The following is a 14741-nucleotide window of genomic DNA, read 5'->3' on the forward strand; positions in this document are numbered from 1 at the left end:
GATTGGGGTCAGCTCAGTGCGTCGCCTTGTTGTGGTCCCGGGCCAGCAGGATATAGAACGCCGGCAACACGAAGATGGTGAACAGCGTACCGATACCCAGACCTGCACTGATGGTGAGGCCGATGGCAAACCGGCTCTCGGCACCGGGGCCGACCGCGATCAGCAGTGGCACCATGGCAAAGATCAGCGCCAGTGACGTCATGATGATCGGGCGCAGGCGGATGGCAGCCGCTTCGATGACGGCCTTGATTTTGTCCAGCCCGCGTTCGACCTGAAGCTGGTTAGCGAACTCCACGATCAGAATGCCGTTCTTGGACACCACCCCGATCAGGGTTATCAGCCCGACCTGGGTATAGATGTTCATGCTGGCAAAGCCGAGCACAATAAACGACATCGCACCAGCCACCGACATGGGCACTGATACCAGGATGATCAGCGGATCACGCCAGCTTTCGAACTGAGCCGCAAGCACAAGATAGATCACCAGCAGCGACAGGAAGAAGGTCACGACTAGCGCGCTGCCCTGAGTGGCCAACTGCCGGCTTTGACCGGTGTAGTCGAAGCTGAAGCCCTGAGGAAGCACTTCCTCGGCGGTCTTCTCCATGTAGTCCATGGCGGTACCCGCGGCGACACCCGGCATCACCACACCCTGGAGTGTGAGCGAGTTCTGCTGGTTGAACTGGGTGCGTGAGGATGGTTCGACATCGTTGCTGAAGCTCACCACGCTGCCCAGAGGCACCAGCGTACCGGTGTCGGTGCGGATGTAATAATCGCTCAGGGCCTGGGCGTCCAGACGGAACTTCTGGTCAACCTGTGGAATCACCTGGTACGACCGGCCTTCCATGTTGAAGCGGTTGATGTAACCACCACCGAGCATGCTGGAAAGCGCCTGGCCAATGTCCTGCATCGACAGGCCCAGGTCGGCTACCCGGTCCCGGTCGACATTGATCCGGGTGATGGGCCGGTCGAAGTTGATCGACTTCTGCAGGAACATGAAGTTGCCGCTGCCCATGGCTTCGCCCAGAAGCTCGTCGGCCACCTGATTCAGCTGCTCATAGCTGTTGCCGGTGGTGATCACGAACTGGAACGGCAGGCCGCCGCCAGAACCGGGCAGCGAAGGCCTCGGGAATACCGCGGTTTGCAGGCCGGTGACTTGCTTCAGTTCGGCGTCCAGTTGCGGTTGCGCCTCAAACTGGGAAATCTCCCGCTCGCTCCAAGGCGCCATCTTGAAGCCACCGAATACGGCATTCGGCCCGGTGAAGCCGATGATCATGAAGTCTTCCTCGTACCCCGGCAGGGATGACATCCGGCTCTGGATCTCGTCGCCGTGCTCGGTGAGGTAGTCCAGAGTCGATGTCTGCGGGCCCAGGCCCTGGTAGAACAGGATGCCCTGGTCCTCGGTCGGTGCCAGCTCGTTCTGGCTCATCATTGCCATGAAGTAGATGGAGCCGAGCACGACAAAGGCAAAGAAGATGACCACCGACTTGGTTTCCATCAGCGAGGTGAGCGCCCGTTTGTAGCCGTTGGACAGGCCGTTGAAGCTGCGCTCGACCAGGCCCTCGAACTTGCCGGGGTTACCGTGGGGCTTCAGCACCAGCCCGGACAGCATGGGTGACAGGGTCAGGGCCACAATACCGGAGATCACCACGGCCCCGGCCAGAGTGAAGGCGAATTCGGTAAACAGCGAGCCGACTAAGCCGCCCATAAAGCCGATGGGTGCGTAAACCGCGACCAGAGTGGTGGTCATGGCAATGATTGGCACCGCCATTTCCCGGGCGCCCTTGATGGCGGCATCGAACCGGGTCTCGCCCTGTTCGATGTGGCGGTGCACGTTCTCCACCACGATGATGGCATCGTCGACCACCAGGCCGATGGCCAACACCATCGACAGCAGGGTGAGCAGGTTCAGGGAGAACCCGAACATCAGCATGACAAAGGCACCACCTACCAGAGACAGAGGCACCGCCACCGAGGGCACGATGGAGGCACGCACGGAGCCCAGGCACAGGAATACCACCACCAGTACGATCACCAGGGCTTCCAGCAGCGTCTTGATGACTTCGTTGATGGAGTCTTCGATAAAGTCGGAGGCGTCGTACGCCAGCCGGACGTTCAGGCCGGAGGGCAGTTGGCTCTCGATGTCAGGCAGTGAATCTTTTACCAGGCCGGCAACGGTGAGCGGGTTGGCGCCGGGGGCCAGCTCGATGGCGACATAGGTAGCCGGGTCGCCTTTGTACAGGGCGAGCTGGTCGTAGGATTCAGAGCCGAGCTCCACGCGGGCGATGTCCTGCAGGCGAATCTGGGTGCTGCCGGATTGCTTGACCACCAGGTTGCGGAACTGGTCCGGGTTGGCGACATCGGTGTCGCTGGTCATGCTGATTGCGGTGTACAGACCCTTGGTATTACCCACGGCGGCCTGGTAGTTGTTGGCGCGCAACTTGGCGACCACTTCCGGCGGCGTCATGTCCACCGCAGCCAGGCGTTCCGGGTCCAGCCAGACTCGCAGGGCAAATTTGCGGCCGATGAGATCAGCCTTGCCGACGCCCGGGAGTGCCTGCAGCTTTGGCTGCACCACTCGGGTCAGGTAATCGGAGATCTGCGGAACTTCCAGCTCACTGCTGTAAAACGCGATGTACATCAGCGCCGTGGAGTCACCGGTGGTGGAGGTGATGACCGGGTCCTGAGCTTCAGCCGGCAGCACGTTGCGCTGGCTGGCCACCTTGGCCTGGATTTCCGCCAGCGCCGCGTTGGCGTCGTAGTTCAGCTCCATCTTGGCTTCGATGGTGGACACGCCCTGAGAGCTGGTTGAGGTCAGGTAGTCGATGCCACTGGCTTCGGCAATGGCCTGTTGCAGCGGGGTGGTGATAAACCCTTTGATCAGGTCTGAGCTGGCGCCGGGGTAGGCCGTGGTGACGGTCACCGTGGTGCTTTCAAGCTCCGGATACTGCCGGATCTCCATCTCCATGGCCGCTCGGGCACCGACCAGGAGGATCAGCAGGCTGACCACCGTCGCCAGTACCGGACGGTGGATAAAAATGTCGGTAAATCGCATTATTCAGACGCCTCCTTTGACTGGGCGGCGTCGTCCTGAATCGCGACTGGCTGGCCAGCCCGCAACCGCAGCAGGCCTTTGGAGACGATGGTTTCGCCTTCCTCCAGGCCAGACAGAATGGCTACCTTGTTGTCCCGGGTCTCACCGGTCACCACGGTGCGGCGGGTGACTACCTGGGTATCGTCATCGTTCTTGCCAATAACAAAGACAAAGTCGCCGTAGGTGTTGTAGGAAACGGCAGTGCGCGGCACTGTCACCACGTCGTTGTCTTCCGGCTGGCGGGTCATAACGGTGGCGAACATGCCCGGACGCAGCAGCTGTTCTTCGTTATCGAGCGTGGCGCGGATGCGCACGGTGCGGGTTTCCGGGTTAACCGAGGTGTTGATGGCTGCCACGGTACCCTTGAAGTCGCGCTCGCGCACGGCCGCAACGGTTGCCACAACCGGGTAGCCAGTCTGCACGTCTGGCAGGTTTTTCTCGGACAGGGTGTAGTCCACGTAAATCGGATCCAGCATGTTGATCTCAACAATCGGCGTGCCGGTGGCGATGTATTCACCGCGATCCACCATGCGGATACCAAGACGGCCGTCGAAGGGCGCGCGGATGACCTTCTTGCTCAACTGGGCTTCGGCCTCGTTGACCCGGGCCCGGGCGGCGTCGAAGTTGGCTTTCGCTTCATCGTATTGGGACTGGGATACCGCACGCTTGGGCAGCAGGTCTGACACCCGCTTGAATTCCTGTTCGGCCAGCTGGGCTTCGGCGCGGCGGGTGCGCAGGGCCGCCTGGTCGATGGCAGAATCAAGGCGGATTAGCACATCGCCCTGTTTGACGGTGTCACCCGACTCAAAGTTGACCACTTCGATCACCCCGGGCACCTCGTTGGCAACCTGAACGCCGTTGACCGCTTCGATGCTGCCCACGGCTTTGATCGCAGGCGTCCATTTTTCGATTTGGGCTTGAACAGCAGAGACCTGGGCCGGCGGGCGGGGCTGGCTCATCTGTTCTTGCATCTGGCCAAACTGGTAGAACTTGTATCCAAAAATGCCGCCAAGGACGACGCCAAGGAAGATGATAACGATCACGAAGCGGGAGGCAGTGCGCATAATTCGGGTCCTGGGAATCGGGTTTGTTCTTTCGTTGGTGCAGCCGGGAAATACATGTTTTCTACAAAACATAGCATCCTACAAAATTTGCAGGGTGATTGTCACCGGGTTGTCGGTATTTCTGCGTAGGGCTTGAGGGCGTTTGTCGCCCCGGTGACGCTGCCGGCTGACAAGCACGAAGCTGGTATTGTCAGCGGAAGAAGTGACAGAATTACGAGCATTCATTCGCTAAGGATCATGCCATGCACTGGATTCTCGGTATCGCTCTGGCGGCTGCTGTTTTCGTTATTCTGAAGCAGTGGGGGGCGTTGTCGCACGACAAGAAGAAAACCGCAATCTGGAAAGGCGTGCTGGTGGTTGGCGGCGCGCTGCTGCTGTTTCTGGTGCTGACCGGGCGGGTGCATGTGCTCACCGCGGCGGTGGCGGCGGTGCTACCGCTATTGCGCAAGTTGCCGGCGCTGCTCAAATTCATGCCCATGGTGAAACAGCATCTGGGCCGGGGTGACGGGAGAGGTGCTGGGCAGGGAGCTGAGGATGAACCTTACGAGCAGGGCTCTGAGCGTTCGGCCGCGCATGGCGGTATGTCGAAGCAAGAGGCGTGCGAAATACTCGGCGTGGCCCGCAGTTGTGATGAACAGGAAATCGTTGCGGCGCACCGCCGTTTGATCCAGAAACTGCATCCGGACCGCGGAGGCAATGATTATCTGGCGGCCAAGATTAACGAGGCAAAAGCCGTGCTACTTCGAGGTCGTTCCCGGGCCGACGCCCAGAGCCGGAGCAGTTGACGATTAGCGCAGGATGTCGACCTTGATCTCGAAGCTTCGGTTGTCGGAACGGCTACTGCTAACACTGTAAGTGATGCCTGAGCGCTCGGTGTCGGCGGAGGTGGAGGTGCTGCCTAGCGCCACCCACTCACCCGGTTCCACCCGGCGAATGGTGACCACGGCCTCGGTCTCATAGCCGGGCAGGGCAGCCGGATCTTCCTCGAACGACACAATACTCACCTCAATGGCCCGGTCCGAAATAACCTGCGGGCTTACCAGGAAACCACTGCGAGTTTCGACCTGTTGGAGGATGGCCGCCGGGTTGCGTCCACCCAGAACAGCGAACGGCAGGGTTCGGACCTGGCCGGAGGTAATGTGGGCCGACTGGCCATCCTGCACCACCAGCGTTCGGAGCTGGCTATTGTTGGTACTGGTGACCTTACGCTCAACGGTGACGTTAACCCGTTTCTCCGAACCGGAGACTCCAGCCCCGGAACGTTTTCCACCAATATCCTGACGGGAGCGGACGGTGATGCGCAGCTGCGCCGGTGCCACATCCATGGTGTCGATCAGCATGCCGATTTCATCCAGCAAGGCAGGCTCACCTCGCACGACCACCTGCTGGCCCCGTGCGGTCACCGTAACCGGGGCGTTCTGGTAAAGCTCACGGATCTGCTGGGCGACGTCGTCCGCGGGGCGATTCTGCAACTCATAGACTCGTGCCTCACTCTGGGCAAAGGCCGCGGCCGGCAGTAACAGCAGGCTCAGGAACAGGGCCAGGACCCGGGGCAGATTAACCGGACCGCGTCGGAAGAAATGAGGTTCTGTCAGTGTCATGTCTGCTCCCGACCCTGCTGTCGACTGAAAAAGTGTGGACAACGGGGTTGCCAAGTTGAAAACCGGGGGTATATATTGAAAAGCATGAAGACCATACACGCGATCTGTCAATTGAATGTTCTGCAAGCTTTCGGTGAAAAATCGATAGCGGCGGTCGCTGCTGTGTTTTCTTGGTGGTTTGGATATGGCTTTTATTTTAGCCAGAGCCAGGGCCGCCCATAAGATCTTCATCGACCGAATAACGAGGAAGGCAGCCCGGCAGAAAACCCAGGCTGCCACCGGACTCAAAAAGCCCCGACTGGTAGCCCAGCCGGGGCTTTTTTGATTCTGACACAGGGAAACGGGAACACTGATATGAACATGCCACCGAGTTCTGAAACGCTGACAAGTTCCGAGGCGTTGACAAGTTCTGAGGCGTTGAATGGTACCGACGCACTGAACCAGCCAGCCGCCGATACGGCAGCCAGTCAGCGCCAGGAAGTGGCCCTGCCCACCGCCGCCGGGTTGCGTCAGCAACTGCCGGTTTCGGCCAGCGTGGCGAGACAGATCGCCGGGCAGCGCGAGGCCGTCCGAAAGATTCTGCGAGGCGAGGACGCCAGAACTTTGATCGTGATGGGCCCTTGCTCCATCCATGATGAGGTAGCGGCGCTGGAGTACGGTGAAAAGTTGAAGCGCCTGGCCGATGCGGTCAGTGACCGATTCCTGATTGTGATGCGGGCCTACCTGGAAAAGCCGCGAACCACCGTGGGCTGGAAGGGCTTGTTGTACGATCCCGAGCGCACCGGGGCCGGCGATCTGAACGAGGGCCTGGTTCGTTCCCGCCGACTGCTGCTGAATCTGTCACAGATGGGGTTGCCGCTGGCAACCGAGGCGCTCAGCCCCTTCGCGATGGATTACCTGGGCGACCTGATCAGCTGGAGCGCTATCGGTGCCCGCACCACCGAGTCTCAGATTCACCGGGAACTGGTGAGCGGACTGCCAATGCCGGTGGGTTTCAAGAACGGAACCGACGGCGGTATTGGTGTCGCCACTAACGCCATGCGGTCGGCGGCTCATCCCCACCATCACATGGGAGTTTCAGACAGCGGTGCGCCGGTGATGATCACTACCCAGGGTAACCTGGATACTCATCTGGTGCTGCGGGGCGGACGTGGAATCACCAATTACGACGCCGACAGCATCGCCGCTGCGGTGCAAGCCCTGGCCGGGGCCAATCTGGGTACCGCGATCATGGTGGATTGCAGCCACGACAATGCCCAGAAGCAGGCGGAACGTCAGATCGACATCGCCCGAGAGGTAATGGCGCAGCGTGCGGCAGGTAACGACCACATCCGCGGCCTGATGCTGGAGAGTTTCCTGGAGCCGGGGCGCCAGGATGACAGCGACGACCTGATCTTCGGCTGCTCGATTACCGATCCGTGCCTGGGCTGGAGCCAGACGGAGGCTCTGATCCGCTCACTGTAGATAGCAACAGCTGGCCGGCCAGTAACAGCAGCACGCCGCCCATCATGCGGTCCAGCCAGTGGCCAAACCGGTTAAAGCCCCGGCGGACACGGGGCAGGGTAAAGAATACCGCGACCAGGGCAAACCACAACGCGGTGGCGACTGCCATGTAGAGGCCGTAACCGGCCTGCAGGGCAACCGGGGTGTCCGGGCTGATCACTACGGAGAACAGGGAGACAAAGAACAGGGTGGCCTTGGGATTCAGGGCATTGGTCAAGAAGCCCAGTCGCAGCGCTGCCAGGCCCGTTTGGGGGGAGCCAGGCTCAGCGTTGACGTGGATGCCTCCGGCGCGCGAACGCAGGCATTGAATCGCGATCCAGGTCAGGTACAGGGCGCCGACCACTTTCAGGACGCTGAACAGCCAGACCGATTGCTGGATGATGAGGCCGATACCCAGCAGTGAATAAGCCACATGCACCAGGATGCCCAGTCCGATACCCACCGCGGTCAGCAGGGCATGATATCGGCTTTGGCTGAGCGCCTGCCTGAGCATAATGGCAAAATCCGGGCCTGGGCTGGCCACCGCCAAAAGATGCACAAGAGCTACAGTCAGAAATTCAGGCCAAAAATTGTACACGTTTCAATCCCTCGATCCTTGTAATTGCAAGTGGTTGCAAAAGGTTGCAAGCGCCCCAGCTTAAGCCAATTTTCCGGAAATTTCCCCTTTGCTCGTACCCGTCTAGCTTATGGGGGATCCGATCTGCTGCTTTCAGCCTATACCCTATACTGTTGATTACATAAGGCTCTGCCGGCACGTCATTCGACGTCACTATGGTTGCAAAAAAGGGTTGCAAGAAAGGGTTGCAAGGAAACGGGTGCAAGGAGAGGTTCGTATGGAAAAGCGAGAGGTGGATGTTGCCATCATCGGAGTCGGCACTGCAGGGATGGTCGCCTACCAGCGTGTTCGCAAAGTCACTGACAAGGTAGTGCTGATTGAGGCGAACCGGTACGGGACTACTTGTGCCCGGGTTGGCTGCATGCCCAGCAAGCTGCTGATCGCAGCGGCGGACAATGCTCACCACATGGCTACGGGGCCACTTTTTGGTATTTCAGCCGGTGGCATCAACATTGATGGCAAGGCGGTGATGAAACGGGTCCGCCAGGAGCGGGATCGTTTTGTTGGCTCGGTGGTGGAGTCGGTGGATAAATTTCCAGACCATCACCGTATGTTCGGGCACGCCCGGTTTGTCGCTCCGAAGCGATTGATGGTTGAGGGCACCAATGGCGACGTCCGAGAGGTTCACGCTGAACGGATCATCATCGCCACCGGTTCCCGCCCCAATATCCCCGGGTTCCTCAAGGAAGCGAAAGACCGTCTCGTGGTCAATGACGACCTGTTTGAATGGCAGGACCTGCCGGAGTCCGTTGCGGTGTTTGGTCCCGGCGTGATCGGCCTGGAATTGGGTCAGGCCCTGAGCCGCCTGGGTGTGCGCGTGCGAATGTTTGGTGTGGGTGGCTCGGTTGGGCCGATTCGTGATGAGTCAATTCGCCAGTACGCCCTCGACACGTTCAACCAGGAGTTCCCGCTCAACCCCGAGGCGGATGTAAAGCAGGTGGAACGCACTGAGAGCGGCGTGCGGATTACCTTTCAGGACGACGATCAGGGGGAGGTGTCCGAGACCTTCGATTACCTTCTGGCCGCGACCGGCCGGCGACCCAACGTTGATGGCCTGGACATCCAGAATGCTGAAATTGAGCTGGATAACAAAGGCATGCCGTTGTTCGATCCTTACACCCTTCGCTGCGGCGACAGCCACATTTTTATTGCCGGCGATGCCAATAACACCCTGCCTCTGCTGCATGAGGCGGCCGACGAGGGCCGCATTGCCGGTGACAACGCGGCGGCCTACCCGGAAGTGCTGGCGGGCTTGCGCCGCACACCCCTGGCGGTGGTGTTTACCGACCCGCAGATTGCCGCCGTGGGCCTGACCATCGATGAGGTGGACGAGCGCTGCAAGGGCCGCTTTGCCGTTGGCGAAGTGTCGTTTGAGGATCAGGGCCGCAGCCGGGTTATTGGCAAGAATGTGGGCTTGTTGCGGGTGTACGGTGAGCACGGCTCCGGGTTGTTCATGGGCGCCGAGATGTTCGGGCCCGCCGCCGAGCACATCGCGCACTTGCTGGCTTGGTCGGCCCAGCATCGAATGACCGTCAGTGAGATGCTTGAGATGCCGTTTTATCACCCGGTTATTGAAGAAGGTTTGCGTACGGCCTTGAAACAACTGAATCGCAACCTCAATAAAGGTCCTGAGCCAGCAGAAGGCTGCACCGATTGTGGCCCCGGTGTTTAGGGGCGGTCGTTTATTGCGACTTGAAAGGCACAAGATGATAGCTATAGCCATTACTTAATTAATAAGCTGATGCTATCGGAAGGATTGGTGAATTTTACTTCTGTGCCGTCTGGTCGTGGCCTAGGATGGCGTACATATTCAATTAAGTTAACGTCAAGGAGACACGCAATGGGTAAGAACTTTATTGGTTTGGACACGGAAAAAACTGTGCAGTTGGCAGATTCGTTGAACGATCTGCTTTCCAACTATCAGATTTTCTACATGAACGTGCGCGGGTACCACTGGAACATCAAGGGTGACAATTTTTTCGAGCTGCACGTGAAGTTTGAGGAGCTGTACGACGACCTGTTGTTGAAAATTGACGAGATTGCCGAGCGGGTGCTCACTCTCGGTCATCGTCCGGCCCATGCCTACAGCACCTATATTGAGAAATCAGAGGTGCAGGAAAAGAAAGATGTTTCCGACGGCCGGGAAGCGATGGAAAACATCGTGGAAAGCTTTGCCAAGCTGATTGGTAAGCAGCGCGATCTGCTGAGTCTGGCGAGCGATTCCGACGACGAAGGCACCGCGGCACTGATGAGTGATTACATCTCACAGCAGGAAAAAACCGTGTGGATGTATCGGAGCTATCTGGGTCACTAAGCCCGATAGAGCTCTCGGATAAGGGCGGCGTAAGCCGCCCTTTTTTGTGCCCAGACGATATTAGACGGCGACTTCAAGAGGCGGAACCTGCTGATGCAGGAACCACTTTTCGGTCACTACCTTCCGGGTGAACCAGTGGGAGCGCATCAGCGTGGTAGCCAGTGGCGTCTTGATCCAGTCGGGCACCTGCCAGGCTTGCTCCAGTTCGGTGGCCCGGGTGCCGAAGCGTTCGGCGATGGCATCGCCGTAGAGCTGCAGTGACGATGCCGAATAATCCTGCGCATCGCGGATAACATCGGCCGCCATCAGGGCGGATTCAATGGCCGGCCGGATGCCTTCGCCACTCTGGGTGTAGGCCAGTCCGGCGGAATCGCCAATCAGCAGAATGCCGTCGTCGACCAAAGGCCGTTCGGCGTGGGCATAGAGCAGATAGGCATGGCCTTTGAACCGGCCCGGCAGGTCGGAGGGGATGCGGCCGGTGTCTTTCATGTCTTGCACAAAGGCTTCCAGGTGCTCGGTCAGCCGATGATTATCCTCCCGGCCCAGGCCGATATTCAGGTAATTCTCCTTGCGGAACACCCAGGCGTAGCCCTTGAGGTCGCGACAAAACCAGAGTTCCGGGGTGTCACCCCGGGCTTGGCAAGTTTGCGCCTGCTCCGGCGTCATCTCGAACTCGACCTCCTTGGCGGCAACGATGGTTTCGTGACTGCCGGGGCCCTCGCCCAGTAATCGCGCCACCGGACAGAAGTGGCCACCGGCACCGATGATCAGCGGTGCTTCCCAGGTGCCGTTGACCTGCCAGTTGCCGCCCGCGCGCGTGATGCTTTTCACGGGTGTGGAGAGCATCTTTGGCGCGGTCACCCGGTCTAGCAGGTAGGTGTCAAACTCACACCGGCGAATGCCATAACTGACCACATCACCATGGTCGTTTTCCACCGGTGACTGGCCCATCATACCGATGCGGAAGCGTCGGATGGGTTGCAGGGTTCGGCCGCGGCTGTAATCGTCGCGATCGATTTTCAGGGTGTTCATCACTGCTGGCGTGACCCAGCCGGCGCAGGTCTTGTCCCGTGGGAAATCCTGTTTGTCGATCAATAGTATGCGTTTGCCACTGTCCTGCAGGCTTTGGGCCAGGGTGGAGCCTGCAGGGCCGGCGCCAACAATGATCAGGTCGTAGTAGTCCATCACGCTTGCTCCGGTGCTGCGGGCGTTGTGTAGAGGTCTTGTCGGCTTTGTGGCAGCCGGTTGTTGGCACCGTGAGTGAACACTACCTGGAAAAGCTGCAGTGAGCCGGCCCGGAACGCGGCAATGGAGCCGGCCAGATACATGCGCCAGGCCCGGGTAAAGTGCTGATCGTACATTTCTGACACCTGATCCTGGTTTTCCGTGAACCGATCCATCCAGTGGCTCAGGGTCTGGGCGTAGTGAAGCCGAAGGTTCTCCACGTCGAGCACTGAGAAATCACCCTGTTCACAGATCTCCATGAACTCGCCAATGCTGGGCGGGTAGGCCCCCGGGAAAATCCGTTTTTCAATCCAGGCATTCATCAGCATGGGCCGGTTACGGCCGATGCTGTGGAGCAAGGCAATGCCGTCGGGTTTGAGACTGCGTTTGATCAGGGCCGACAGCGCCGGGTAATTCTCCTTACCGACGTGTTCGAGCATGCCGACCGATACGAAGGCATCGTACTGACCTTTTATATTTCGGTAGTCGTCCTCCACGTACTCAACCAGATGGTCCAGCTGTTGCTGGCGGGCCTGCTCACGGGCATAGACCAGTTGCTCCCGGGAGATGTTGTAGGAGTGCACTTTCACGCCATAGTGACGGGCCATGTAACGGGCCAGTCCGCCCCAGCCACAGCCGGCCTCGACCACGGTCATGCCAGGTTTGAGCCGGAGCTTGCGGCAGACGTGTTCCAGCTTGGCCAGTTGCGCCTGCTCCAGGGTCAGGTCGGGACGTTCGTAGTAAGCACAGGTGTACTGCATTTCTGCCTGATCCAGCCATAACTGGTAGAACTCGTTGCCCAGATCGTAGTGGTGGTGGATGTTTTCCTTGGCTTCGGTGATCCCGGTGGAGCGCGGGTTGTGATTGCGCCAGAGTGCGTCCAGCCATTTTGGCCATTCCTGGCGCGCGGCGTGTACCGATCGATACAGGGTTTCCATCAGATCCGGCAGGTCGCCCTCAACGTCGAGCCTGCCCGCGCTGTAAAGATCGCCAAAGGCCAGGTTGGGGTTGGCGACCAGGGAATAGAGCGCCTTTGGGTCTTTCAGGTGGAGGGCAAAACGGATTTCCTGATCCTTGGGATCAATGACGTCGCCGTTCCACAGCTGGAACCGAATGGGAGGCGATCCGGCCATGTGCATGAGTTTGGCGATAAGCCAGCGTTCGTAGTTGTGAGGGTTACGGTCGGTCTGTGCTGCTTCCAGCGGTAGGGTTAGCACGTGTGGTGTGGATTCACGGCCCGTTTGCTCGGTTTTCTGGGCGGTGTTGTCTGTCATGGATCCCTCTCTCCCTTTGCCTGACCTAAACATCGCGGCCCTTTGTGCGAATGTGCACAGGCACGTGTCCCGTCTGTTCATCCGGGAACCGCCGGTTCAGTGTTCAGTATAGAAAAGGTTGGGATTTTGTCAGGTTAGGGCGTGAAAAGGCTGGAAACGAGGGATAGCGACATAAAAAACCGGGCCATAAGGCCCGGTTTTTCAGAGGGGTCAGTAGGTGGAACTCATCCCGAACCATTCGGGGAAGATCACGATCAGTGCCAATACCAGAATCTGAATCAGAATGAACGGGATAATCCCTCGGTAGATGTCCACCGTTCGGACCTCCGGTGGTGCCACCCCTTTCAGATAGAAGAGCGAGAAGCCAAACGGCGGGGTCAGGAAACTCGTCTGCAGGTTCATGGCGATCAGGATAGCGAACCAAAGCATGTTGATACCCATGGCTTCGGCAATCGGCGCCAGAATCGGCACGATGATGAACGAGATCTCCACGAAGTCGATGAAGAAGCCGAGGATCAGTATCACCAGCATCGCCAGGATAATGAAGCCCCACTGACCGCCCGGCAGCATATGCAGCCACTCTTCCAGCAGGTAGTCGCCGCCGGTGTAGCTGAACACCATCGAGAACGCAGTGGCGCCAATCAAAATTGCAAACACCATAGCGGTTACCTTGACGGTATCCTTGGCGCTGTCCCAGACCATCTTGAATGAAAACTGCTTGTAGATGAGAGCCAGAACTACGGCGCCAACGCCGCCGAGTGCCGAGGACTCGGTGGGCGTGGCGATGCCGCTGAAGATGGAGCCCAATACGATCACAATCAGCGCCAGTGGCGGAATGATCGCGAGGAGGGCCGACACGACCTCCTGCTTACGTGAGTGCGACGGATCTTGCGGCATTGCCGGTGCGGTTTCCGGCTTCAGACGGGTCAAGATCAGGATGTAGGCAATGTACAGGCCGATCAGGACAACGCCCGGCCAGACTGCAGCTTTGAACAGGTCGCCGACGGGGATGCCGATGACGTCGCCGAGGATGATCAGGATGATCGACGGTGGAACGATCTGCCCCAGGGTGCCCGAAGCACAGATGGTGCCGGTGGCCAGACGCTTGTCGTACTTGTGGGCCAGCATGACTGGCAGGGAAATCAAGCCCATGGCCACCACGCTGGCACCAACCACACCGGTGGAGGCCGCCAGCAAGGCGCCTACCAGGATGGTGGAGATGGCGAGACCACCCGGCAGGCCACCGAACAGCCGGCCCATGGAGGTGAGCAACTGCTCGGCCAGCTTGGTGCGTTGCAGCACCACGCCCATGAAGATGAACAGGGGCACAGCCATGAGAACGGTGTTCTGCATTACGCTCATGATCCGGAACGGCATGAACGCAAACAGATCCATGCCCTCGGCATAAATACCGAAGAACAGTGCGACACCACCGAACGTAAAGGCGACAGGGAAACCTGCCATCAGCATCAGCATGGCGACGCCGAACATAATCATACCGATCATGCCAGACCTCCCGCGCTGTGCTCAGAGGCATAGCTTTTCTCGCCGGACATCACTCGCAGGGCGTAAGTGATCATGCCCAGGCCAGCAGTGGCGATGAAAAATGCCGTGATGGGAATGACCGATTTGATCAGGTAGCGATGGGGCAGGCCGCCGGGATCGCCACTGCCCTCACCCATGCTGTAGGAGTCGAGGGCAAAGGCGTAGCCGTAGGTGGCAATCAGGTAGGCAAACGGGAGTACAAAGATCACGGCGCCAACCAGGTTAACCCAGGCCTTGGCCTTGTTGCTCCAGTTGGTGTAGAAAACGTCTACGCGAACGTGGCCATCCGTGCGGAGTGCGTAGGGAATACCAAACAAAAAAACGATGGAATACAGGTGCCATTCCATTTCCTGCATGCCGATCGATACTTCATTGAAGGCGTAGCGGGACACTACGTCGTAAAACACGTTTACGGCCATTAGTATCATCGCGATACAGGCGACCCAGCCACAGAGATTGGACAATCGGGCCAGGCCCTCGTCCAGTTTGATAATCCACCGCATTTACAA

Annotated in this window: 12 protein-coding genes; 4 read left to right on the forward strand and 8 right to left on the reverse strand. The window is 59.0% G+C overall.

Annotated elements, in window-relative coordinates; all coding sequences use genetic code 11:
• Positions 1 to 13: 13 nt before the first annotated feature.
• Positions 14 to 3052 carry an efflux RND transporter permease subunit gene (locus tag FGO67_RS04640; RefSeq protein ID WP_203299522.1) on the reverse strand — a complete coding sequence of 1013 codons (3039 nt, stop codon included), beginning with the start codon at positions 3050 to 3052 and terminating at the stop codon, positions 14 to 16.
• Positions 3052 to 4155 carry an efflux RND transporter periplasmic adaptor subunit gene (locus FGO67_RS04645; RefSeq protein WP_203299523.1) on the reverse strand — a complete coding sequence of 368 codons (1104 nt, stop codon included), beginning with the start codon at positions 4153 to 4155 and terminating at the stop codon, positions 3052 to 3054. Before FGO67_RS04645 ends, FGO67_RS04640 begins: the two co-directional genes overlap by 1 nt.
• Before the next feature lie 242 nt (positions 4156 to 4397).
• Between FGO67_RS04645 and FGO67_RS04650 the strand changes: the two genes are divergently transcribed.
• The gene (locus FGO67_RS04650) at positions 4398 to 4940 is read left to right on the forward strand and encodes a DnaJ domain-containing protein (RefSeq protein WP_203299524.1); all 543 of its coding nucleotides are present in this window, start codon (positions 4398 to 4400) and stop codon (positions 4938 to 4940) included.
• A 3-nt stretch (positions 4941 to 4943) separates the two neighbouring features.
• On the opposite strand, the gene FGO67_RS04655 is transcribed toward FGO67_RS04650, so the two are convergent.
• Positions 4944 to 5756: a secretin N-terminal domain-containing protein gene (locus FGO67_RS04655; protein WP_203299525.1), complete on the reverse strand. Its 813-nt coding sequence runs from the start codon at positions 5754 to 5756 to the stop codon at positions 4944 to 4946.
• 354 nt (positions 5757 to 6110) lie between these two features.
• Between FGO67_RS04655 and FGO67_RS04660 the strand changes: the two genes are divergently transcribed.
• Positions 6111 to 7220: a 3-deoxy-7-phosphoheptulonate synthase gene (locus tag FGO67_RS04660; RefSeq protein WP_203299526.1), complete on the forward strand. Its 1110-nt coding sequence runs from the start codon at positions 6111 to 6113 to the stop codon at positions 7218 to 7220.
• Here the strand turns inward: FGO67_RS04660 and FGO67_RS04665 are convergent.
• The gene (locus tag FGO67_RS04665; RefSeq protein WP_203299527.1) at positions 7165 to 7836 is read right to left on the reverse strand and encodes a LysE family transporter; all 672 of its coding nucleotides are present in this window, start codon (positions 7834 to 7836) and stop codon (positions 7165 to 7167) included. The two genes, FGO67_RS04660 and FGO67_RS04665, sit on opposite strands and share 56 nt — an antisense overlap.
• 256 nt (positions 7837 to 8092) lie before the next feature.
• Between FGO67_RS04665 and FGO67_RS04670 the strand changes: the two genes are divergently transcribed.
• Both FGO67_RS04670 and FGO67_RS04675 read left to right on the forward strand, forming a co-directional pair.
• A complete protein-coding gene (locus FGO67_RS04670) occupies positions 8093 to 9547 on the forward strand; it encodes a dihydrolipoyl dehydrogenase (protein ID WP_203299528.1) in 1455 nt (484 codons plus the stop codon).
• Between the two features lie 168 nt (positions 9548 to 9715).
• The gene (locus tag FGO67_RS04675; protein ID WP_203299529.1) at positions 9716 to 10189 is read left to right on the forward strand and encodes a Dps family protein; all 474 of its coding nucleotides are present in this window, start codon (positions 9716 to 9718) and stop codon (positions 10187 to 10189) included.
• Between the two features lie 60 nt (positions 10190 to 10249).
• On the opposite strand, the gene FGO67_RS04680 is transcribed toward FGO67_RS04675, so the two are convergent.
• The 4 genes from FGO67_RS04680 to FGO67_RS04695 form a co-directional block, all read right to left on the reverse strand.
• Positions 10250 to 11374 (reverse strand): NAD(P)/FAD-dependent oxidoreductase, encoded by a 1125-nt coding sequence (locus FGO67_RS04680; protein WP_203299530.1) that lies wholly within the window; start codon positions 11372 to 11374, stop codon positions 10250 to 10252.
• A complete protein-coding gene (locus FGO67_RS04685) occupies positions 11374 to 12687 on the reverse strand; it encodes an SAM-dependent methyltransferase (protein WP_203299531.1) in 1314 nt (437 codons plus the stop codon). Before FGO67_RS04685 ends, FGO67_RS04680 begins: the two co-directional genes overlap by 1 nt.
• 210 nt (positions 12688 to 12897) lie before the next feature.
• Entirely contained in the window at positions 12898 to 14193 is a 1296-nt protein-coding gene (locus FGO67_RS04690) for a TRAP transporter large permease (RefSeq protein WP_203299532.1), read from the reverse strand.
• On the reverse strand, positions 14190 to 14735 hold the full coding sequence (locus tag FGO67_RS04695) for a TRAP transporter small permease subunit (RefSeq protein ID WP_203299533.1): 546 nt from the start codon (positions 14733 to 14735) through the stop codon (positions 14190 to 14192). Before FGO67_RS04695 ends, FGO67_RS04690 begins: the two co-directional genes overlap by 4 nt.
• Between the last annotated feature and the right edge of the window lie 6 nt (positions 14736 to 14741).

Source organism: Marinobacter sediminum, from assembly GCF_016820575.1.
GTDB lineage: Bacteria > Pseudomonadota > Gammaproteobacteria > Pseudomonadales > Oleiphilaceae > Marinobacter > Marinobacter sediminum.